Raw genomic sequence first — 22,208 nt, 5'->3', positions numbered from 1 at the left:
GGGACGATATGGGACGTCATTCTGCCACGCACAGCACATCATCGGCATCGATCGGAGCAGGGGCGTTTCGCGGACCGGCACGTGCCCGGATCACGCCCGCCGGCCAGGACGGGGGCGAGGTCGTCGCCCGCGCGATCGACCTGACCAAGACTTACGGCGACAAGGATTCGCAGGTCGTCGCGCTCGACCATGTGAACGTCGAGTTCATGCGCGGCCAGATGACCGCGATCATGGGACCATCCGGTTCGGGCAAGTCCACGCTCATGCACTGCATGGCCGGGCTCGATCAGCCTACGAGCGGCAAGGTCGTGGTCGAGGGGCTTGAGGTGTCCTCGATGAACCAGCGGCAGCTGACCAAGCTGCGCCGCGACCAGATCGGCTTCATCTTCCAGTCGTTCAATCTGGTGCCGACGCTGACGGCCGAGGAGAACATCCTGCTGCCGTTGCAGATCGCGAAGCGGCCGATCGACCGCGACTGGTTTAACAAGGTGGTCGACGTGGTCGGACTGCGTTCGAGGCTCACGCACCGGCCGAGCCAGCTGTCCGGCGGCCAGCAGCAGCGCGTGGCCTGCGCGCGTGCGATCATGGCACGGCCGAGCGTGATCTTCGCCGACGAGCCGACCGGCAACCTCGATTCGCATTCGAGCCGCGAAGTGCTGGGATTTCTGAAGGATTCAGTACGCGAGTACGGTCAGACGATCGTGATGGTGACGCACGATCCGCGCGCCGCCTCGTACGCCGATCGCGTGCTGGTGCTGGCGGACGGCCGCATCACGCAGGACCTGCGCCATCCGACGTATGACGAGATCCTCGAGGTCTTCGCCGGCGAGGGCGACGAGGCGGCGGAAGATTTCTCCGCTCCGCTGCGCTCCGGTCGAAATGACAATGAGTCCCCGACTCAGGACGGCTCTTCTCCGGTGTCTCGACCGAGCGACTCTTCCATCCCGTCATCGCGACCGAACGACCCCTCCATCGCGTCATCGCGACCGAGCGATCCCTCCACCCTGTCATCTCGACCGAGCGAAGCGAGCGGAGAGATCTCTTCTGAGGAGCGCGCATGATCCGCATCGGTTTGCGCGACGCACGCGCCCATTTCGGCCGCTTCATCATGTCGATCATCGCGATCGCGCTCGGCGTGTCGTTTGTGGTCGGCTCGTTCTGCTTCCGCGAGATGATGGGCAATCAGGTCGACCAGATGATGGCCTCGAACTCCGACGCGGACGTGTACGTACGCGGCAGCAAGGAGGACAAGACCGCGGACGACATGATGGCGATGTCGTCCGGCTCGTCGTCCTCGTCCTCATCATCGTCCTCCGGCTCTTCTTCCTCAGGATCGTCATCCTCGTCCGACGCGTCCAAGACCTACAACCGCATCGACGCGTCGCTGGCCGACACGATCGGCAAGGTGGACGGCGTGAAGACCGTCGCGATCACCTACTCCGTGTCCGGCATCGTGCTCGTCGGCAAGGACGGCAACGCCGTGTCGACCACCGGCGCGCCCACGGTCGCGCTCGGCCTGAGCAAGGGCACATGGCGATCGGCCACGCTCACCGCCGGACGTTGGGCGAAGACCAAGCACGAGATCGCGTTGCATACGTTCGCCGCCGAAACCGCCGGTCTCAAGGTCGGCGACACGACCAAGCTCGTCTATCCGGACGGCGCGACGGACGTGAAGGTCGTCGGCCTGTTCTCCACCGATTCCAGCCAGGCCGGCGCGATCATCGTCGGACTCGCGCCCAGCGTCGCCAAGGATTACTTCCAACAGGAGACCGGTCAGATCAACATGGTGCGCAACATCGGCGTCTACGGTTCCGCCAACGATGGCAAGCCGCTGACCGTCGCCCAGCAGCAAACGCTCGCCGACCGGATCAACAAGGCATTGCCGGCCGGGTCGAAGGCCCGCGCGGTCACCGGACAGCAGGTGCGCGACGACAGCGCGGCGGCCACCAAGAAGGCGCTCGGCTTCATCCAGCCGTTGATTCTGATCTTCGCGATCATCGCGCTGTTCGTCGGCTCGTTCATCATCGCGAACACGTTCTCGATGATCGTGCGCGAGTCGATGCGCGGCTACGCGTTGCTGCGCTCGGTGGGCGCCTCCCCCGCGCAGGTGTTCTCCACGGTGATCGTGCAGGCGATCGTGCTCGGTCTGACCGGTTCGGTGTGCGGCATCGGACTCGGCTGGGGCATGGTGCGGCTGATCGTCGTCGGCATGGACCGTATGGGCATGCCGATGACGGGAGCGGTCGATCCGAGCGCAACGGATATGTTGGTCGGTCTGGTCGTCGGCGTGGTGGTGACGCTGCTTGGTGCGGCATTGCCGGCGCGGCGTGCGGCGATGGCCCCGCCGATCCAGGCGATGAACGAGACGGTGAACCCGGAGAAGCCGGTGTGGCCGCGCGGCGTGCTCGGTTTCCTGATGATTGTATGCGGCGCGGTTTCGTGGCTGTTCTGCTGGCGTATCGCGCTGGCGAAGGCCGATGACACGGTGGCGATCTCGCCGTGGGGATGGCTCAACAACTGGGGCACGTCGCTGGGCACCGGATGGCCGCTCGGCGTGGGCGCCGGACTCGTGGTATTGGGCGTGATCGTGCTCGCCCCGGCATTGGTCGGGCCGACGAGCGTGGTGCTTGGTTGGATCCCGGCGCACGTGTTCACGGTGACGGGCCGGCTCGCGACGCGTAATCTGGCGCGTGGCAAGCGTCGTACGGCGAATACGGCGGCCGCCCTGTTCGTGGGTGTGGCGATCGTGAGCTGCCTGGGCGTGGTCGCCTCGTCGGCGAAGGCGTCGGTCGCGGGCATCGTCGACAGCGGGTTGAAGTCCGATTTTTCGGCCATGTCCGCCTCGAGCGGGCGCATTCCGGACGCCGCGATCGACGCGATCAAGAAGACCGACGGCGTGGGTTCCGTCTCGCAGTCGCGCATGCTGCTCGGCGTCACGTACGGTTCCGGCGACGACAAGACGTCCGCGATGACGTTCGCGGAGCAGCCGTCATTGTTCACCGAAGTGTTCGCGCCGGTCACGAATTCGGGTAACGCGGATCGCGCATTGCGTGACGGCGAACTGGTCGTCGGCATCTCCGTCGCCAAGGACAACGGTTGGAAGGTCGGCGACACGGTCACGGTCAACGGCCGGCAGATCGTAGTCGATAAGGAGGCCACCGCCAAGGCCCAGGCCGATTATCAGGCGCAGGTGCAGGCCAAGATCGCCGGTTTGCAGACTCAGGCGCAAACGCTGCTGGCGGCCGGCGATACGGCCGGCGCGCAGGCGAAGGCCGCCGAAGCGCAACAGGTGGCCGAGGACGCGAAGAACATCGACCCGTCCACATTGGTGAAGACGAAAACCGTCGAGACGCATGTCAAGGCGAAGATCGGCGCGATCATCGAGAATTCGGTGTACCGCTCGATGGTACTCATGAACGATACGCTGGCCGGCAAGATCGCCAACGAGTACACGATGTTCACGATCATGCTGTTCATCAATGCGAAGTCCGGCGTGGATACGGCCAAACTGAAGACGCGGCTGGTCGACGCGGTGAAGTCGTATTACGTGGTGAACGTGCAGGACCGTGAGGAGTTCAAGTCGACGATGAGCACGATGGTCGACCAGATTCTCATCATCCTGTACGCATTGCTGGCGTTGTCGATTGTGATCGCGGTGTTCGGCATCGTCAACACCTTGGCGTTGAGCGTCTCGGAGCGCACGCGCGAGATCGGTTTGCTGCGGGCGATCGGCACATCGCGCATGCAGGTGCGCAGCATGCTGGCGATCGAGGCGGCGATGATCGCCGTGCTGGGCACGTTGCTTGGCGTGGTGGTCGGCACGGGTGCGGGCGCGGTGATCCAGCAGGTGTACCAGTCGAACGGTCTGGAGAAGCTTAGCGTGCCATGGGGCCAGTTGGGCGCGTTCCTAGCGCTGTCGATCGTGATCGGCGTGGTTGCCGCCCTGCCGCCGGCCCGCCGCGCCCTCAAGGTCCCCGTCCTCAACGCCGTCGCCACCGACTGATCAACACATCCTCGGTTTACCCGTACATGCTGTACGGCTCGGCCGCGAGGCTCTGCCTGCGTGTTGTGCGATACACGCAACGACATATTCACTGGGTCTCCACGCCGGTGGGGGTTTGACGGGTTACGATGGAAGACACGTTCATCGCCAAAGGAGGCCGTTATGCCGATTCCCAATGAGATTCCCGCCCATGCGCGCGTGGTGGTACGCGTGTCCGAGGGTGTTGATCCGATCGATCATCGGATGAAATACCGCGACTACGTCGGACATGTGCTCTCGTGGGACGGTCACCTGCTCGAGCTGTCGCGCGACGCCGCCGCCAACGGTTCGCGCCCGGCGCAGCGGGTGAGTATCGACGCGGACACGATCATTACCTTGAAGCCGGTCCCCGAGCGCAATTTCACCCGTCCGTAAGGCGTGTGTGCGCGGAAATTCTTGAAAGAAGGGATCGCGCTACACGCGATACCGTTTGCTGGCGGCTTCGCCGCGGTACCCAACCCGTCAGCTTCGCTGACACCCTCCCCTGAAAGGGGAGGGAGAGACCCATAATCCCTGAATACCCCCTGTTAGGGCAGAGTGGCGTGTCGCGAACTTGCCGATGATGGCCGTCCATAATTCCCTCCCCTTTCAGGGGAGGGTGGCGCGCAGCGCCGGGTTGGGGTACCGCGGTGCAACGGCACCGCCAATAATACGGTATCGTGCACGGCACGATTCCTACACCGCGGAGCGCACCTGCACGCGCACGGCGTGGTCGCCGGCGAACCCGATGATGTGTTCGCCGCGCCGCGCCGACGCCAGCAAATCAGTCTGCCAGTGCGACGGGTCGAACACCACAACGCGCTCGGCATAGTCGGCGGTTCCCGTCCGCTGCGCCATCTTGTAGTCGCGGAACGGCTGGCCATCCGCAAAGAAGCGAGTCAGCCCGCCGTCGTCACCGTCGCGCAGCGCGTCGGCCGCGGCCATCAACCGAGCGGCCATCGACCGCAGCAACGATTCCACGTTCGCCGCGTCCTCGTCGACCATCGCACGCGTGCGGCCGGGATCGGTCAGGGCAACGCGCGTCATGTCGCGCCATGATCCGGCGGCGAGCGCGGCGGCGATGTTGCGGTTCGGGTCGTCGGTCAGCTGATTGATGAGGGCGGTCGCGACGACGTGCGGCATGTGCGAGATCAGCGCGGCGGCCTGATCATGCACGGTGTCGTCGAGCACGATCACGCGGTTGCCGACGCCTTCGGTGATGAGCCGCATCACGGTATGACAACGCGCATATGCCGTGTCGTCACGCACGGTGACCGCCCACAGCGCATCGTCGTACAACGCCGGATCGGCGGCCTGCCATCCGGACAGTTCGTTGCCGGCCATCGGATGCGCGCCGACGTAGCACTCCTCCAGTCCAGCCGCCTCGACCTGGTCACGCACCATGCCTTTGACGCTGCCCACGTCGGTGAGTGTGGTTGCGGCCGGGTCGAGCACCGGCTTCAGCTCGGCCAAAATCGCCGGCATGGCCTTGAGCGGATTGCACAGTACGATCACGGATGGTTTCGACGCGGCCAGTTCGGCCAACGTGGTCACGCAATGGATGCCGTCGGCCTCGGCCTGTGCGTACGGATGGTCACGATGGTTCCATGCGATCGTGCGCACGCCGCGTCGCACGAGCCGACGTGCCAACGAGCCGCCGATCAGGCCGAGTCCGACAATGCCGACGGTCATATCGGCCATGCCAGCCGAATCCGCAGCATCATGCACGTCTCCAACGATCGCACGACCGTCACCGTTGCGTACGTTGTCGTTACCAGCTACCACAGCAGCTCCTTTCGCGTCTCATCATCATCCTGCCACGCATCATTCATTCCGCTCGCATTGTCGGAATCCAGCCGTACTCCCCCGTTGGGCAACGACCATGCGTAGACGGGCGGGCTGGGTCGTTCGCGGCGCGGATAGACGGCCAACGTTTTCACCCAATCACCGTGTTCGGCAACCTCCGTGAGCACGGAACGGAAATGCTCCTGCCACGGGGCGGCGTCCATCGTCGCGATGAAGCTGTACGTGCCGTCGCGTCCCTTGATCGGACGGGAGATGAAGCTGGTCATGTTCAGTCCCGCGTCGCGCAGCACGTCGAGCAGGTTCGCGAGCACGCCCGGGCCGGTGTACAGCGGAATGAACGCGACGACGGATTCGAATTCGGTCGTATCGGCTCGCATCCGCGCCAGCAGCCCGGCTACCTCGTCGCGCGGCGCAAGCACCAGGAACTCGGTGTGCGCGCCCGGATAGTCCTCGACCGACTTTGCGACGCGGGTCAGCCCGTACAGTTCGCCGCAGATGGACGGGCCGAGCGCGACCTGACCGGGTTTGAGATCACGGCAACCGGCGCCGTTCGACGCGGCCGGCACGGCCTTGAGATGATGGTCCGCAGCGAATCGGCGGCATTGCGCAAGTCCGTGGGGGTGCGCGGTGATCGTCGTGCAGTTCGCGATCAGATCGTCGGCATCGGATGCGACGGTCTGATTGTCGTCCGTGCCGTGATCGTCGGCGTCGTCAGTTCTGACGAATGCGTCGAATGACACGTTCACGCCGACCCTAGCGAACGCGGCCACGTTGCGCGAGTCGATGAGCGCATCGAGATTCGGCACGACGTAGCCTTCGATGTTGTTCTCCCATGCGATCACGCCCCAGTCGCCGGATGATTGCACGGCGTCGAGGATCGCGGTCACGTCCGGTTCGGCGGCGAGCGTGATGCCGTCCGGTTCGAGCGACCGCAGTGCGGAGGCCGCGCCGATCGCCGCCTGATGGGTGAATGTGCCTTGCGGTCCGAGATAGTGCAGTATGCGGGTCATGGGTCACCGTTCCCGAATTATGGAGTCGGACGGATCACTGTCGGACGCAGCGCCATCGGACGGAACAGATTGCGCATCGTCTCCCTCGCCATCATCCGACGACGTACCGTCCGCGGACGATGCCGCTTCGACTGCCGCATCCTGTGCGCGATCGCCGGCAGACGCCGGCATGTCGATGCTGAACCATTTCGGCGGCATGAACGCGAACGCGAGCTGCACGATGATCATGCCGATCAGCCACAAATAGCCGGCCTTCTGACTGAAATACGGCATGCTGTCGCTATTGAACCCGATCGGCGTGAGCGCATCGTTGCCACTGCCGGCCGCGATCATCCATGCGGTCGTGGTCGAGGCGATCAGATGCATCGCCAGTCCGGTGATGCCGCAGCGCGACCGCGCGCACCATGTGGACAAGCCGAGAATCACATAGGCGAGCACCAGACCGTACGGGATGTTCATCGACGCGCCCATGCGGTGCGCGAACGTACCGATCACCGCCGCGCCGACGCCGGCCGTCACGGTGATGAGCAGCCGAACCGGATACCCGTGCCGGTACGACCACGGTCGGTCATCGATGTCGTGTGATGCACTGTGCAAAGTCATGCGTCCCAGTATAGGAAAAGGGACCACATTCGTGGTCCCTTTCGATCAATTCACGGCTACGGATGCTCTATAAGCGTCCGCGGAGTCCGTCAGAACAAGCAGGTCACTTGTTGGCCTGATTGTTCTGACGGCGCTGCTTGGCGCGCCACTTGTACCAGTCCTCGCGTCCGAGGATGATCTTGCGCACGCGGATGGATTCCGGCGTGACCTCGACGCACTCGTCCTCGTTGGCGAAGTCGAGCGACTCCTCGAGGCTCATCTTGACCGGCGGGGTCAGGGTCTCGAGCACGTCGGCGGTGGAGGAACGCATGTTGGTCATGTGCTTGGCAAGCGTGATGTTCACGTCGAGCTCGTCCGGCTTGTTGTTCATGCCGACGACCTGGCCCTCGTAGACCTGCGACTGCGGCTCGACGAAGAAGATGCCACGGGCCTGCAGACGCTGCATGGCGTACGGGGTGGCGACGCCGGCGCGGTCGGAGACCATCGAGCCGTTCTGGCGGGTGACGATCTGGCCGGCCCACGGCGCGTAGCCGGCGGACAGCGAGGAGGCGATGCCGGTGCCGCGGGTGGCGCTCAGCAGCGCGGTGCGGAAGCCGATCAGACCACGGGACGGCACGGTGAACTGCAGACGCACCCAGCCGGAACCGTGATTGGACATGGAGTCCATGCGGCCCTTGCGGTCGGCCATGAGCTGCGTGACGGTGCCCATATACTCTTCCGGCACGTCGATGGTGGTATTCTCCATCGGCTCGTTGATCTTGCCGTCGATGGTCTTGGTGACGACCTGCGGGCGGCCGACGGTCAGCTCGTAGCCTTCGCGGCGCATCTGCTCGGCGAGCACGGCCAGCGCGAGTTCGCCACGGCCCTGCACCTCCCAAGCGTCCGGGCGATCGGTCGGCAGCACCTTGATCGACACGTTGCCGATGAGCTCGCGGTCGAGACGGTCCTTGATCATGCGGGCGGTGAGCTTGTGGTCCTTGCCTTCGCGACCGGCCAGCGGAGAGTCGTTGACGCCGAAGGTCATGGAGATGGCCGGGTCGTCGACGTGGATGAGCGGCAGCGGCTTCGGATCGTTCGGGTCGACGATGGTCTCGCCGATCATGATGTCGTTGACGCCGGCGACGGCGACGATGTCGCCGGGACCTGCGGATTCGACGGGCTGACGCTCGAGGCCCTGCGTGCGCAGCAGCTCGACCACGCGGAAGTTCTCGAGGGAGCCGTCCACGCGGGACAGGCCGTAGTTCTTGCCCTTCTCGAGGGTGCCGTTGTAGATGCGCACGAGGCCGAGTCGGCCGAGGAAGTCGGAGGAGTCGATGTTGGCGACGTGGGCCTGCAGCGGCGCACCTTCCTCGTACTCCGGGGCCGGGATGTACTTGATGATGTCCTCGAAGAGCGGCTCGAGGTTGTCGTTGTCCGGCAGAGCACCGTTTTCCGGCTGGTTGGCGGACGCGTAGCCGGCCTTGGCCGCGCAGTAGACGACCGGCAGGTCGAGCAGGTGGTCGAGGTCGAGGTCGACGCCTTCCTCGACGACGTCCTGGGCGAGGCCGAGCAGCAGGTCGGTGGACTCGGAGACGACCTCTTCGATACGGGCGTCCGGACGGTCGACCTTGTTCACGCACAGGATGACGGGCAGCTTGGCCTCAAGGGCCTTGCGCAGCACGAAACGGGTCTGCGGCAGCGGGCCTTCGGAGGCGTCCACGAGCAGGACGACGCCGTCGACCATCGAGATGCCGCGCTCGACCTCGCCGCCGAAATCGGCGTGGCCGGGGGTATCGATGATGTTGAGCGTGATGCCGTCCGGGTAGCCGTACTTGGCGGCCAGCGGGCCGGTGTATTCGACGGCCGTGTTCTTGGCGAGGATGGTGATGCCCTTCTCGCGTTCGAGCGCGTTGGAGTCCATCACGCGATCCGGCACTTCCTCACGCTCGTTGAACACGTGGGACTGCTGGAGCATCGCGTTCACCAGCGTGGTCTTGCCGTGATCGACGTGCGCCACGATCGCCACATTTCGAATATCACCACGAACCGCCATCGAAACCTCTCTTAATATCGATTGTCGTTGCTTGCGTAATTCTTCGGTACGGTAATTTGGTTCACCTATATACACACAAACCGTCACAAGCATACCCATATGCTTCGACCGCCCTACATTCCTGCGGACGGCGCATCGGCCGGCACAGATCGCGGCGCTACAATGCTGGGCGATGGCACAGGTTAGGGATACGAAACGTGAGACGGGCAAGGCATCGGCTATGAGCAAGAAAAGCAAGCCGAACAGCAGGAACGCCAAAGACAAGGCGAAGACGACCGCGAAGCAGACACATGACGGCACGGCCAAAACCAAGACCAGGAGAACAAAGCCGACCTCGACCGCGGCGACGCGCAGCGCCGGACGCAAGACCACGGGCAAACGTCCGAAATCCGCACGCGGAACGAGAACGGCAAAGCCGACGAATCCGAAACAGTGGTGGGCGAAGGCGACGCCTGGTCAGAAGATCAAGGCCACGCTGGTTTCGCTGGTCGCGATCATCTGCGTGATGGCGTTGGCGATGGGCACGGTGCGTTTCGTGCAGTGGCGCATCGAGATGCGTGCGGCCGAGGCAAGGCAGGCCCAACTGGTGAAGACCTACGATTTCGATCCCGGGGACATCATCTCCGACGGCCAGTTCTTCAACGCGAACGCGTTGAGCCAGGCCGAAGTGCAGTCGTTCCTTGACAAGGAAGGTGCCTCATGCTCCGGCAAGGACTGCCTCAAGTCGAAGATGTTCGACACCGCCGATCAGCCGGCCGACGAATACTGCGCGGCGTATACGGGAGCAAAGCACGAGACGGCTGCCGCGATCATCTACAAGACCGGCAAGGCGTGCGGAGTCAGCCAGAAGATCCTGCTCACCGTATTGCAGAAGGAGCAGCAGCTCGTCACGTCCACCAAGATCACCGACTTCCAATACAAGGCCGCGATGGGACTGAACTGCCCGGACGACGCGAACTGCGATCCCGAGTACGCCGGCTTCTTCAAACAGGTGTACGAATCGGCGAAACGATACCAGTACTATGCCGCGAACGAGGACCGGTACGGCTATCATGCGAACGCGCTGAACTTCATCCAGTACCATCCGGACAAGTCGTGCGGCGGCGCGAACGTGTTCATCAGGAACAAGGCGACCGCGCTGCTGTACATCTACACGCCGTACCAGCCGAACGACGCGGCGCTGGCGGCCGTCGTGGGCGAGGGCGACTCCTGTTCCAGCTACGGCAACCGCAACTTCGCGATCATCTACCAGAGCTGGTTCGGTTCGATGCGCTGAACGAACGTCGCGCCACCGTCAAACATGCGAAAGGCCGGTTCCAGAACAAGGAAACCGGCCTTCGTCGTACGTAGCGCGCCGTAAAAAGACGGCCGAATCAGCGTTCCGCGCGCACGCCGACGTACCGGCCGAGCGCGAACGTGATGCCAACCGCGATCAGCGAGAAGATCGCGCCGAACGGCCCCAACCAGGTAAGGCCGAGCGAATCGTTGACCACGCCGCCGACGGCCGATCCGATCGCGATGCCGATGTTGAACGACATCGAGTTGAGCGACGCGGCAAGGTTCATCGAACCGGGGTGCGCCTCGGCGGCCACGTCCATGTACAGCACCTGCGACGACGCGTTGAACAGGTACATGAACATGCCGAGCACGATGAGCAGCACCGCGCCGTACAGCGGGATGACGCGCGCCAGCGCGAGCGAGCACAGCAGCACGCCGTGCGCGAGGAACACCCAGCGCAGATGGTAGAGCGGCTCCACTCCCCTGCCCTTCTCCGCGAGCTTGCCGGCGTACAGGTTGCTCCACAGGCATGCGACGCCGTAGACGACGAGGCCGAGGCTCAGGTACTGCTCGGGAATGTGGATCTCGTCGCGCATGATCGGCGTCAGATACGTGTAGAACACGTAGCTGGACCCGGCGCCGCACACGACGGCGAACACGCCGAGCCAGATGCGGTGGTCGAAGAACAGGCGGAACTGCGAAAGGAACCCGACCTTCATGAGATGGCTGTTGCGCGGCAGCACGGCGACCATAAGCGCCATGAGGATCACGGTGAGCAGGTCGATCAGATGGAACGTCCAGCGCCAGCCGAACGTGTTCGCGATCCACGTGCCGACCGGCACGCCGACGACGGACGCGATCGAAAAACCGGAGAACACCCACGCGATGAACTTGGTGCGGTACCGTTCGACGGTGATGTCGGGCGCGTATGTCATGGCGATGGCGACGAGCGTGCCGGAGACGAGGGCGATCATGATGCGGGCGACGACGAGGACCGCATAGTTCGGCGCGAACGCGCACAGGACGTTGCCGGCGAGGAAGACGCCCATGAGCGCCATATGCGTGGCGAACCGCGGGAAGCGCGCGGAGATCGCCGAGCCGAGCGGGGTGACGGGCGCGTAGACGAACGCGAACAGGGAGACGAGGTTGCCGACCGTGACTTCGGTGACGGACAGGCCTTTGGCTATGTCGGGAAGGATGCCGACGACGATGAACTCACTCATGCCCAGCATGAAGCTGATCGCGATGAGCACGATGACGGGAAGCGTAAAAAAGCGGGTGCCTGGGGCACCCGCGTTCTTGGAAAGAGCCATGCGAGAATACTACAACTTGGGCAGGTACGTCTTGAGCTCGTACGGCGTGACCTGATGACGGTACGCGTCCCACTCCTGACGCTTGTTGCGGATGAAGTATTCGAACGCGTGCTCGCCGAGCACGTCGGCCACGAAGTCGGACTTCTCCATGATCTTGAGCGCCTCGTCAAGCGACTCGGGCAACGGCTGGATGCCCATCGCCTGACGTTCCGCATCCGTGAGCTCCCACACGTCGTCGCTGGTCGGCTCGCCGAGCGTCATCTGCTTGTCGATGCCGTCGAGGCCGGCGGCCAGCAGCACCGAATACGCGAGATAGGGGTTGGCGACCGGGTCGAGCGCACGGAACTCCATGCGCGCCGAGTTGCCCTTGCCGGGCTTGTACTGCGGGATGCGCAGCAGGGCGGAACGGTTGTTGTGACCCCAGCAGATGTAGCTCGGCGCCTCGTTGCCGCCCCACAGGCGCTTGTACGAGTTGACGTACTGGTCGGTGACCGCGCAGATCTCCGCCGCATGGTAGAGGATGCCGGCGGCGAACTGGCGGGCCGTCATCGACATGTTGAACTCCTGGCCGGCCTCGTAGAACGCGTTCGCGTCGCCCTCGAACAGGCTCAGGTGGGTGTGCATGCCGGAACCGGGCGCGTCGGCCAGGGGCTTGGGCATGAAGCTGGCGTGGATGCCACGCTCCAGCGAGATCTCCTTGACCACCGTGCGGAAGGTCATGATGTTGTCCGCCGTCGTCAACGCGTCGGCGTAGCGCAGATCGATCTCGTTCTGGCCGGGGCCGGCCTCGTGGTGCGAGTACTCCACCGAAATACCCATCTGCTCAAGCATGTTCACGGTGGCGCGGCGGAAATCCATGCCGGGGCTGCGCGGCACATGGTCGAAATAGCCGCCCTCGTCGATCGGGGTGGGGGCCTTCGACCAGTCGTCCTGATGCTCGAACAGGTAGAACTCGATCTCGGGGTGCACGTAGAACGTGAAACCCCGCTCCTTCGCCTTGGCGAGCGCGCGCTTCAACACGTGGCGCGGGTCGCCGAGCGACGGCTCGCCGTCGGGCGTGAGAATGTCGCAGAACATGCGGGCGGTGCCTTGCGGGCCGCCGCGCCACGGCAGGATCTGGAAGGTCGACGGGTCGGGCTGGACGATCATGTCGTCCTCCGACACGCGGGTCATGCCCTCGATCGCCGAACCGTCGAATCCAAGCCCTTCCTCGAACGCGGCCTCCAATTCGGCCGGCGCGATCGCCACGGACTTCAACGTGCCCAGAACATCGGTGAACCACAACCGAATAAAGCGCACGTCGCGTTCCTCGACCGTGCGCAGCGCAAACTCCTGCTGTTTATCCATAGCTGCCTATCGTTCCATCCGCGTGTTACGAACCTCGTTAACAAACCACGGTTCGATGTCCCGGCGGAACCCGCGAGGCAAGGTTCGCGGTAAGGTATTGCCTGTGAGTGTGAGCGAGAGCAATATTTTGAAGACGGCCGACGCCGACCATCCCATCATCGACATGACGTCCTGGCGACAGGCCCCGACCCCGGCCGAACGCGAGCAGGCCGGACTGGAGCGTCGGTTCCGCGTGCCGTTGGAAAGCCATGCGCTGTGGCAGGTGAAGGAGAACCGCCGCGATGTGATCGGCCTGTTGGAGGAGCAGTCGCGCCAGCGCGTGCAGGATCTCATCCCGCTGCGCTACCAGCGCATGAGCGTGTCCGCGTTCACGTTCTACCGGGGCACGGCGCTCATCATGGCGAACGATCTGGCGCGCACGCCGGTCACCGGCATCCCCGTGCAGGCGGTGGGCGACGCGCACATCGGCAATTTCGGCATGTTCCGCTCCCCTTCGCAGCGGCTCGTGTTCGACATCAACGATTTCGACGAGACGACGACCGGCCCCTGGGAGTGGGACATCAAGCGCCTCGCCGTGTCGGTGGAGATCTGCGGGCGCGCGAACGGCATCCGCAAGCTGGAGCGCCGCGAGGCGGTCAAACGCTGCGTGCACTCGTATCGTGACCACTTGCAGCAGTTCGCGCAAATGGATTATCTGGACGCTTGGTACGACCACATCGACGTGGAGGCGGCGCTCGACCATTACGAACGTACGGTCAACGGCAAGCGCAACCGCACGCTGCGCGACGCTGCGGCCAAGGCGGCGATCAAGGACTCCAACCGGGCCGCGGCCAAGCTCACCTACCGCGACGGCGACAAACTGCGGTTCCGCTCCAAGCCGCCGGAGCTGACGCCGATCAACGAACTGCACGACTACGCCGATCTGGAGGCGCTGCAGGGCCGACTCGAAACACTGTTCAACAGCTACCGTCATTCGCTGTATGAGGACCGCCGGCATGTGCTGAGCCATTACACGTACCACGACACGGCCCGCAAGGTGGTGGGCGTCGGCTCGGTGGGCACGCGCGCATGGGTGTCCATCATGACCGGCCGTGATATCGACGATCCGCTGATGCTGCAGATGAAGGAGGCGAACGAGTCGGTGCTCGAACGGTTCGTGGGCCGTTCGAAGTACGCGACGCACGGCGAGCGCGTGGTGCAGGGCCAGAAGCTGATCCAGTCGACGGCGGATGTGCTGCTCGGCTGGGCGAGCTTCATGGCCGAGGACGGTCACAAGCGCGACTATTACGTGCGCCAGTTCTGGAACGGCAAGGGGTCGATCGACATCGATCACCTGAACGATCTGGCGTTGTCCGATCTGGGCCGTATGTGCGCGCGCTGCCTTGCGCATGCGCACGCGCGTACCGGCGACCGTATCGCGATCGCGTCGTATGTGGGCGAGGACGAGACGTTCGATGAGGCAATCGCCTCGTTCGCCTCGGCCTACGCGGATCAGAACGACGCCGACTACGCCCTGTTCAAGCAGCTCATCGACTCGGGCGAGCTGCCCTGCGCGGCATAGTGGCATGGTTTTCGGCAACTTGGCTCTTGGAGTTCCCGATTACGGGCCTCTCCCCTGGTCAACCCCTGTGTCGGCGCAACTATTTCAGGAAAACAGCCGCTTCGTCCTGGATTTGTTGCGCTGACGTACGCTCAGTGCAACTATTTCAGGGAATCGGGGCATATTTCCTGAAATAGTTGCGCTGATACTCCCGTAACGCGACAAATCCGGGAATCCACGACGGATTTCCCGGATTTGTTGCGCTCAGGATGTCAATTTCCGATATGTCCTATGACAGGCGGCTGCTTCGCGACTTCGAGCGCCTCTTCGAGGGTGAAGGCGCGGGCGTACAGGGACTTGCCGAGGATGGCGGAGTCGACGCCGAGACCGGCCAGTTCCTTGATCGCGCGCAGGTCGTCGAGTTTGCTGATGCCGCCGGACGCGGTCACCTTGGCGTCCGTGCGTTCGGCGACCTCGCGCAGCAGGTCGATGTTCGGGCCGGACATCATGCCGTCGCGCGCCACGTCGGTCACCACGTAGCGCGAGCAGCCGACCGAGTCGAGGAACTTCATCGTCTCGAACAGGTCGCCGCCTTCCTTGACCCAGCCGCGGGCGGCCAGCGTGTGGCCGCGCACGTCGAGGCCGACGGCCACACGGTCGCCGTACTTGTTGATCACGGAAGCCGTCCAGTCGGGGTTCTCGAGCGCGGCGGTGCCGATGTTCACGCGTGCCGCGCCGGCGTCCAGCGCGGCGTCGAGCGAGGCGTCGTCGCGCACGCCGCCGCTCATCTCGATGTTGACCTTGTCGCCGAGTTCACGCACGATCTCGCGCAGCTGGGCGCGGTTGTCGCCGGTGCCGAACGCGGCGTCGAGGTCGACCAAGTGGATCCACTGCGCGCCGGATTCGACCCATGTGCGGGCGGCCTCGAGCGGCGAGCCGTAGTCGGTTTCGGAACCGGATTCGCCTTGGCGCAGACGCACGGCCTTACCGTCGCGTACGTCGACGGCGGGAAGCAGAGTGAGTGACATGATGGTAGCCTTTCTCGATGTTCGGGTCAGAACGTGGCGATCCAGTTGCGCAGCAGCTGCGCGCCGGCCTCGGCGGACTTCTCCGGATGGAACTGCGTGGCGGACAGCGGGCCGCGCTCGTAGGCGGCCACGAACCGGCTGCGTCCGTACGTGCACCACGTGACGCGTTCGGGCGCATCGCCAAGGTCGATCTCATACCGGCTCAGATCGCCCGGATGCACGTCCATCGCCGCGTACGAGTGCACGAAGTAGAACCGTTCGTGTTCCACGCCGTTGAGCAGCACGGAATCGGCCGGGGCCTCGACCGTATCCCAGCCCATGTGCGGCACCACGTCGGCGTCGAGCAGGTCGACGCTGCCGCCGATCAGGCCGAGTCCGGCGGCCTCGTGGCCGCGCTCGCGTCCCTGTTCGAACATTATCTGTTCGCCGACGCACACGCCGAGCACCGGACGTCCGGCACGCAGGCGGTCGGTGACCACGCGGTCGCCGGACATCTCCTTCAGTCCGGCCATGCACGCGGCGAACGCGCCCACGCCGGGTACGACCAGACCGTCGGCTTCAAGCGCCTGACGGTAATCGGAGGTCAGCGTCACGTCGACGCCGAGGTTGGCGAGCGCGCGCACCATGGAGCGCACGTTGCCGAATCCGTAGTCGAAAACCACCACTGATGTCATGTTGTTCTCCCGTGCTGTAGAGTCGCTGATGCTTCGTTCCGGTGTACATCCGTGAACGATTCGTTACTGGATGCTGGATTCGCCGCGGCCGAACCTGGTGTGTTCGGCGAGGACCTTCATGGCGGCGTCATGGTCGTAGTCGGAGGATGCCACGATCTTCACGCCCTGTTTCTTGAGATCGGTCAGGGTGGAGATGCCGAGCATGAGGTCCTCGACGAACGGCGGGGTCGAGCTGAACAGGATCGGCGGGGCGAAGGTCTGCATGGGCTTGCCTTGCAGATACAGGGTCGCCTCGAGCTTGTCGGCGCGGTTCACGGCAAGGATGACGCTCATGCCGGATACGACGATGGTCATGTCGCGAGCAGCGGCCTCGGGACCGTCGCCGTCGAGGTTGCGCAGTACGGCGATCGCGCCGTCCGGCGAGCCGATGCAGTCGGCTGAGATGTCGGACAGTTGGCAGAACGCGGCGAGCAGTTCGGCGGAGGCGATGCGGGTGATGACGACCGCCGCCTTGGCCTTGTTGCCGAGCAGTCCTGCCAGCTCGTCCTCGAATTGCGAGGACAGATCGGCGTGCTCGTCGACGGCCGTACCGTCGGAGTCCACACCATTATCCGCATCGTGAGTATCGGCCGTCTTGTCGTTGTCCGATGCGCCGGAATCGCCGTTGCCTGCATCGTTGAATTCCTGTTCGAAGCCGGCGAGCGCGGCCTCGAGCTCCTCGTCGCTGAACGAAGGGCCGTCCGCGTTGCCCGAACCGTCCGCTCCCTGTGAGCCGTTCGGGTCGTTCAGGCCGAAATCATCCGGGTTGAACTCGTCCGGCACGTTCAGATCGTCGTCCTTGTTCGTGTCGTCGTTACGATCGTCGGCCATCACAGCGCGCCCTTCGTGCTCGGGATCAGGCCTTCGATGCGCGGGTCGGGTTCGATCGCGAACCGCAGCGCACGCGCCAGCGCCTTGAACTCGGCTTCGGCGATGTGGTGCGGGTCACGGCCGGCGAGCACCTGCATGTGCAGACAGATGCCCGCGTGCAGGGCGATCGATTCCATGACGTGACGCACGAGGGAACCGGTGAAGTGACCGCCCATCATGCAGTATTCGAAGCCGGCCGGCTCGCCGGTGCACACGCAGTACGGGCGTCCCGAAATGTCGACGACGGCCTTGGCGAGCGCCTCGTCGAGCGGCACGGTCGCGTCGGCGAAGCGACGGATGCCTCGCTTGTCGCCGAGCGCCTGCTTCAGCGCCTCACCGAACACGATGGCTGTGTCCTCGACGGTATGGTGTACGTCGATGTCGGTGTCGCCCCATGCCTTGATCGTCAGATCGATGAGCGAGTGCTTGCCGAGCGCGTTCATCATGTGGTTGTAGAACGGCACGGAGGTGTCGATGCTGGTTTTACCGGTGCCGTCGAGGTTGAGTTCGAGGTCGATGTGCGATTCGCTGGTTTCGCGGATGATGTGCGCGGTGCGTGCCATGTGATGCTCCTTAACGCTGCTTACGTCTCATTCGAGACTACTCGGTCTGCGCGGATTATTCGTTATTCGGCGCAGATCCGTGCGGGACTTACTCGGCTTCCACGATGCGCAGCGCTTCGGCGAGCGCCTCGCGGAAGCGGGCCATTTCGTCGTCGGTGCCCATGCACACGCGCAGCCAGCCGTCCGGGCCGACGACGCGGATGAGCACGCCGCGCTTCAACAGTTCGTCGAAGATGCTCTCGCGCTTGTCGAAGTGGCCGCCGAAGAGCAGGAAGTTCGATTCGGAGGCGGCGACCTCGAGCGGCTGGCCCTTGTAGGTCTGGGTCTTGAGCCATGCGGCGGTGGCCTCACGGGTCTCGCGCAGGTGGGCGACCTGGCTGAGCTGTTCGTCGGTGTGCTCGAGCGCGGCGAGCGCGGCGGCCTGCGTGACGGCGGACAGGTGGTACGGCATGCGCACGATGCGCACGCAGTCGATGATGCCCTTGCTTGCGGCGAGGTAGCCGACGCGGGCGCCGGCGAACGCGAACGCCTTGCTCATGGTGCGGCTGACCGCGAGGTTCGGGTGCTGCTCGATGAGCGCGACGGCGCTGGGCGTGCCGGGGTTGCGGAATTCGACGTACGCCTCGTCGACGACGACGATCGGATGCACGCCTTCGGCGGCGCCGGCCACGTCGGCGCTCTCACACACCTCGAGGATGCGTTCGAGGTCGGCGGGCGGCAGCGGCGTGCCGGTCGGGTTATTCGGACTGGTGAGGATCACCATGCTCGGCTTGATCTCGTGGATCGCCTCGATGGCGGCGTCCACGTCGAGCGTGAAGTCGGCGTTGCGGTGGGCGAGCTTCCATCCGGTGAACGTGTCGCGCGCGTATTCGGGGTACATGGAATACGTCGGATCGCAGCCAAGCGCGGTGCGGCCCGGTCCGCCGAACGCCTGGAAGAGCTGGAGCATGATCTCGTTGGAGCCGTTCGCGCCCCACAGCTGATCGACGGCGAGGCGGGTGCCGGACTCCTTGGCGAGGTAGTCGCTGAACGCCTGACGCAGCGCGACGTGCTCGCGGTCGGGATAGCGGTTGAGCGTATGGGCGATCTCGCCGACGCGGCGCGCGATGGTGGCGCATACGTCGGGGTTCGGCTCGTACGGGTTCTCGTTGACGTTGAGGCACACCGGCACGTCGAGCTGCGGCGCGCCGTACGGCGTTTCGCCGATCAGGTCGTTGCGCAACGGCAGGCTTGCCGGGATCGCGTTGGTTTCTTCAGTCATGCTTTCCTCTCCTATTGATACGATGATGCACCGCGCGCATGCCATGTCATTTCGGGCGAGGCGAAGCCGAGTCGAGAAATCTTCCAGAGCATCCCTGCCTTGGAAGATTTCTCCGCTCGCTGGCGCTCGGTCGAAATGACACGGGTTCCGATCGATATGCCTTAGCGCAGGCCGGCTTCCTTCTCCTGCTCGCGCAGCGTGGCCTTGTCGTACGGGTCCTTGACGAAACGGGACAGCACGCACTCGCCGTGGGCCGGCAGGTCCTCGGACACAGCGAACGCGTTGATGCGCGCGGCGAGGGCCTTCAGACCCTCCTCGTCGTATTCGATGACTTCGACGGGCTTCATGAACGTGTGTACGCCGAGGCCGGCGGCGAAGCGCGCGGTGCCGCCGGTGGGCAGCACGTGGTTGGAGCCGGACATGTAGTCGCCGAGCGGCACCGGCGAGTACGGTCCGCGGAAGATCGCGCCCGCATTCTTGATGCGAGCCACGACGGCGTCCGCGTCGGCGGTCTGGATCTCGAGGTGTTCGGCCGCATACGCGTTGGCCGCGTCGATCGACTGGTCGAGGCCGTCGGTGAGCACGATCGCGGACTGCGTGCCGGACAGGGACGTGTGGACACGCTCGGCGTGTTCGGTCTTCGGCACGCGGTAGCTGAGGTTCTCCTGGACTTTGTCGGCGAGTTCGGGATCGTCGGTGAACAGGACGGAGCCGGCGAGCTCGTCGTGTTCGGCCTGGCCGATCAGATCGGCGGCCACGAGGCTCGGGTTGGCGGTCTTATCGGCGATGATGCCGATTTCGGTCGGGCCGGCGACCGCGTCGATGCCGACGAACGCAGAGACGAGCGACTTGGCGGTGGCGACGAAGATGTTGCCCGGACCGGTGATCTTGTCGACCGGATCGCACAGCACTTCGCCGTCCTGCGGCTCGCTGCCCTTGGCGCCGTAGGCGAACATGGCGATGGCCTGTGCGCCGCCGACCGCGTACACCTCGTGCACGCCGAGGATGGCGCAGGTGGCGAGGATGGTCTTGTTCGGCAGACCCTTGTCGTTGTCGCGCGCCGGCGGGGTGGCGATGGCGAGCGATTCGACGCCGGCGGCCTGCGCGGGCACGGCGTTCATGATGACGGACGACGGGTAGACGGCCTTGCCGCCGGGCACGTACAGGCCGACGCGCTGGATCGGAATCCAACGTTCGGCGACGCGCGCTCCGGGCGCGAGATCGGTGTGGAAGTCCTGCGGCACCTGGTTCTTGGCGACGGCGCGGGCGCGGCGTACGGATTCCTCGATGGCGGCGCGCACTTCGGGATCGAGCGTGTCGAGCGCGGCCTCGATCTCCTCCTCGGGCACGCGCAGGTGTTCGGGGCGCACATGGTCGAACTTCTCCTCGAAGTCGCGCAGGGCGGCCGCGCCGCGCTCCTTCACGTCTTCCAGGATCGGGCGCACCAGATCGGTGGCCTCGGAGGTGCCCATCGCGGCGCGCGGCATCGCGGCCAGCAGTTCGGCACGGGACAGTTTGCGACCACGCAGGTCGATGATACGCATGATGTTCTCGCTCATAACGCCCCATCGTAACAACGCGACGCCACGAACCGCCGTCCAATGTCCGTTTTCACCCAAATCGTGAGATAGCCGACCTATTGACACCCCGTCATCGGCGGAATCGTGCGCTCTATGAATACTCGTATTACATTAGGATGGCGGAAATACTGTCACGTAGTCAAAGAGGCCTCTGTATGGATGAGCAGCAGGAGAACACACGTTTTACTTGGGTCACTGTGTATGAGGCGATAGCCGACGCCCTCGCACAGCGCCGCGACGACAACCAATCCGTCATGGCAGTCTTCAATCGCATAAGACGGTCGGCATACGAGGAAGACACCGTTGACCCGTTCTCTTTCTTCGCCGCGATAAACAAGGTGGCAGACCCGCGTAAGGCGGAGCTGGTACGTATCGTTCTCGATGCTTTTGACATCGGACTCCCGGTTCCAACGGATTTCGACGGCGTGCCGCGGATCAATGCAATACGAGCCTGGTACCGGGATGGACAGCAAGAAACGAACACGATCCTCTGGAACCTGTTCATCGATGCCTTGCGCGTCGCGGATTCTTCTGATGAGAAGTCCAGAGAAGAATTCACGGAACTCTTTGATCGTGCTTTGCATATTGGCAATGTGGCGCGTCCAAAGCTCACTCAGGCACTGTTCGTCTTCCGCCCGCACTCGTTGCTTACCTTGGACCGCCATATGTCATCATGGCTTGCCAAGCGCAATGTCATCATCCCGCCCGACTATGACGGCGAACGATATCTGGACATCGTCCAACTCGTACATCAACGATTCGGTGATTTCCCTACGTTGTCGTATCAGGCGTATCAGGAATCACTGGCAGATACATCCATCACCAGAAACGATACGGAACAAACGAACCACACACGTGAAACCCACGAGACGGACCCCGAAGCTACTCATCATTGGCTACTTGTTGCCAACCCCAAAATATGGGACTTCGGCAAACTGGAAGTAGGCAAGGAACAAACCTATACTCTGTACAACGATAAGGGACATCCTCGCAGGATTCAGAAGAACATGTTGGAAGCCAAGCCCGGCGATCTGGTCATCGGCTATGAGGCGACACCGGTGAAACGAGTGACCGGCCTATGTCAGATCTCTCGCAAGCATGATAACAGCCGGATATATTTTGAAGTGGCCTGATTTTTGTTCCGTCTCTGCTATGAGACGGCTTGTGCCATCTGCTTTTGATAATACTCGTTCTCGACCTGTTCCGGTGTCCTGTAGCCCAGGGAGGCGTGCAGACGCTTCGT

Annotated in this window: 18 protein-coding genes; 6 read left to right on the top strand and 12 right to left on the bottom strand. The window is 64.0% G+C overall.

All coding sequences use genetic code 11. From position 1 onward, the window contains the following. Positions 1-89: 89 nt before the first annotated feature. From AC1A0G_RS02930 to AC1A0G_RS02920, 3 genes are all read left to right on the top strand, one after another. A complete protein-coding gene (locus AC1A0G_RS02930; RefSeq protein WP_476527497.1) occupies positions 90-1,061 on the top strand; it encodes an ABC transporter ATP-binding protein in 972 nt (323 codons plus the stop codon). Then, entirely contained in the window at positions 1,058-4,003 is a 2,946-nt protein-coding gene (locus AC1A0G_RS02925; protein WP_476527366.1) for an ABC transporter permease, read from the top strand. The genes AC1A0G_RS02930 and AC1A0G_RS02925 overlap by 4 nt, the downstream gene beginning before the upstream one ends. A gap of 162 nt (positions 4,004-4,165) precedes the next feature. After that, a complete protein-coding gene (locus AC1A0G_RS02920; protein ID WP_476527364.1) occupies positions 4,166-4,417 on the top strand; it encodes a DUF6725 family protein in 252 nt (83 codons plus the stop codon). Between the two features lie 300 nt (positions 4,418-4,717). Here AC1A0G_RS02920 and AC1A0G_RS02915 read toward each other — a convergent pair whose 3' ends face one another. The 4 genes from AC1A0G_RS02915 to typA all read right to left on the bottom strand — a co-directional run bounded on the left by AC1A0G_RS02915 (position 4,718) and on the right by typA (position 9,472). Then, positions 4,718-5,806 (bottom strand): prephenate dehydrogenase, encoded by a 1,089-nt coding sequence (locus AC1A0G_RS02915; RefSeq protein ID WP_476527363.1) that lies wholly within the window; start codon positions 5,804-5,806, stop codon positions 4,718-4,720. Further along, positions 5,800-6,837, bottom strand: a complete 1,038-nt coding sequence (locus tag AC1A0G_RS02910) for a prephenate dehydratase (protein ID WP_476527361.1) — start codon at positions 6,835-6,837, stop codon at positions 5,800-5,802. The genes AC1A0G_RS02915 and AC1A0G_RS02910 overlap by 7 nt, the downstream gene beginning before the upstream one ends. Positions 6,838-6,840: 3 nt before the next feature. Further along, positions 6,841-7,440 carry a hypothetical protein gene (locus tag AC1A0G_RS02905; RefSeq protein WP_476527359.1) on the bottom strand — a complete coding sequence of 200 codons (600 nt, stop codon included), beginning with the start codon at positions 7,438-7,440 and terminating at the stop codon, positions 6,841-6,843. Between the two features lie 103 nt (positions 7,441-7,543). After that, the gene (gene typA / locus AC1A0G_RS02900) at positions 7,544-9,472 is read right to left on the bottom strand and encodes a translational GTPase TypA (protein ID WP_476527357.1); all 1,929 of its coding nucleotides are present in this window, start codon (positions 9,470-9,472) and stop codon (positions 7,544-7,546) included. A gap of 505 nt (positions 9,473-9,977) precedes the next feature. Here typA and AC1A0G_RS02895 point away from each other — a divergent pair. Continuing rightward, a complete protein-coding gene (locus tag AC1A0G_RS02895) occupies positions 9,978-10,748 on the top strand; it encodes a hemagglutinin (protein WP_476527495.1) in 771 nt (256 codons plus the stop codon). A 97-nt stretch (positions 10,749-10,845) separates the two neighbouring features. Here the strand turns inward: AC1A0G_RS02895 and AC1A0G_RS02890 are convergent, their stop codons facing one another. Both AC1A0G_RS02890 and glnA read right to left on the bottom strand, forming a co-directional pair. Continuing rightward, positions 10,846-12,063 (bottom strand): MFS transporter, encoded by a 1,218-nt coding sequence (locus AC1A0G_RS02890; RefSeq protein WP_476527356.1) that lies wholly within the window; start codon positions 12,061-12,063, stop codon positions 10,846-10,848. Between the two features lie 9 nt (positions 12,064-12,072). Further along, a complete protein-coding gene (gene glnA, locus AC1A0G_RS02885) occupies positions 12,073-13,410 on the bottom strand; it encodes a type I glutamate--ammonia ligase (protein ID WP_476527354.1) in 1,338 nt (445 codons plus the stop codon). 109 nt (positions 13,411-13,519) lie between these two features. On the opposite strand from glnA, the gene AC1A0G_RS02880 reads away from it, so the two are divergent. Continuing rightward, the gene (locus AC1A0G_RS02880; RefSeq protein WP_476527494.1) at positions 13,520-14,971 is read left to right on the top strand and encodes a DUF2252 domain-containing protein; all 1,452 of its coding nucleotides are present in this window, start codon (positions 13,520-13,522) and stop codon (positions 14,969-14,971) included. 251 nt (positions 14,972-15,222) lie between these two features. On the opposite strand, the gene priA is transcribed toward AC1A0G_RS02880, so the two are convergent. The 6 genes from priA to hisD form a co-directional block, all read right to left on the bottom strand. Further along, positions 15,223-15,978: a bifunctional 1-(5-phosphoribosyl)-5-((5-phosphoribosylamino)methylideneamino)imidazole-4-carboxamide isomerase/phosphoribosylanthranilate isomerase PriA gene (gene priA, locus AC1A0G_RS02875; protein WP_476527353.1), complete on the bottom strand. Its 756-nt coding sequence runs from the start codon at positions 15,976-15,978 to the stop codon at positions 15,223-15,225. A 26-nt stretch (positions 15,979-16,004) separates the two neighbouring features. Beyond that, a complete protein-coding gene (hisH, locus tag AC1A0G_RS02870; protein WP_476527352.1) occupies positions 16,005-16,652 on the bottom strand; it encodes an imidazole glycerol phosphate synthase subunit HisH in 648 nt (215 codons plus the stop codon). 63 nt (positions 16,653-16,715) lie between these two features. Continuing rightward, complete coding sequence (locus tag AC1A0G_RS02865) at positions 16,716-17,522, bottom strand: hypothetical protein (protein WP_476527350.1); 807 nt, start codon at positions 17,520-17,522, stop codon at positions 16,716-16,718. Next, entirely contained in the window at positions 17,522-18,124 is a 603-nt protein-coding gene (gene hisB, locus AC1A0G_RS02860) for an imidazoleglycerol-phosphate dehydratase HisB (RefSeq protein WP_476527349.1), read from the bottom strand. The genes AC1A0G_RS02865 and hisB overlap by 1 nt, the downstream gene beginning before the upstream one ends. An 88-nt stretch (positions 18,125-18,212) precedes the next feature. Next, a complete protein-coding gene (locus AC1A0G_RS02855) occupies positions 18,213-19,385 on the bottom strand; it encodes a histidinol-phosphate transaminase (RefSeq protein ID WP_476527347.1) in 1,173 nt (390 codons plus the stop codon). A 161-nt stretch (positions 19,386-19,546) separates the two neighbouring features. Continuing rightward, positions 19,547-20,944 (bottom strand): histidinol dehydrogenase, encoded by a 1,398-nt coding sequence (gene hisD / locus AC1A0G_RS02850; protein ID WP_476527345.1) that lies wholly within the window; start codon positions 20,942-20,944, stop codon positions 19,547-19,549. A 176-nt stretch (positions 20,945-21,120) separates the two neighbouring features. Between hisD and AC1A0G_RS02845 the strand changes: the two genes are divergently transcribed. Beyond that, the gene (locus tag AC1A0G_RS02845) at positions 21,121-22,098 is read left to right on the top strand and encodes a hypothetical protein (RefSeq protein ID WP_476527344.1); all 978 of its coding nucleotides are present in this window, start codon (positions 21,121-21,123) and stop codon (positions 22,096-22,098) included. Positions 22,099-22,208: the final 110 nt, after the last annotated feature.

Source organism: Bifidobacterium sp. LH_230 (assembly GCF_056357555.1).
The sequence above is the reverse complement of the archived record's forward strand: the minus strand, read 5'-3'. Positions and strand labels throughout refer to the sequence as shown.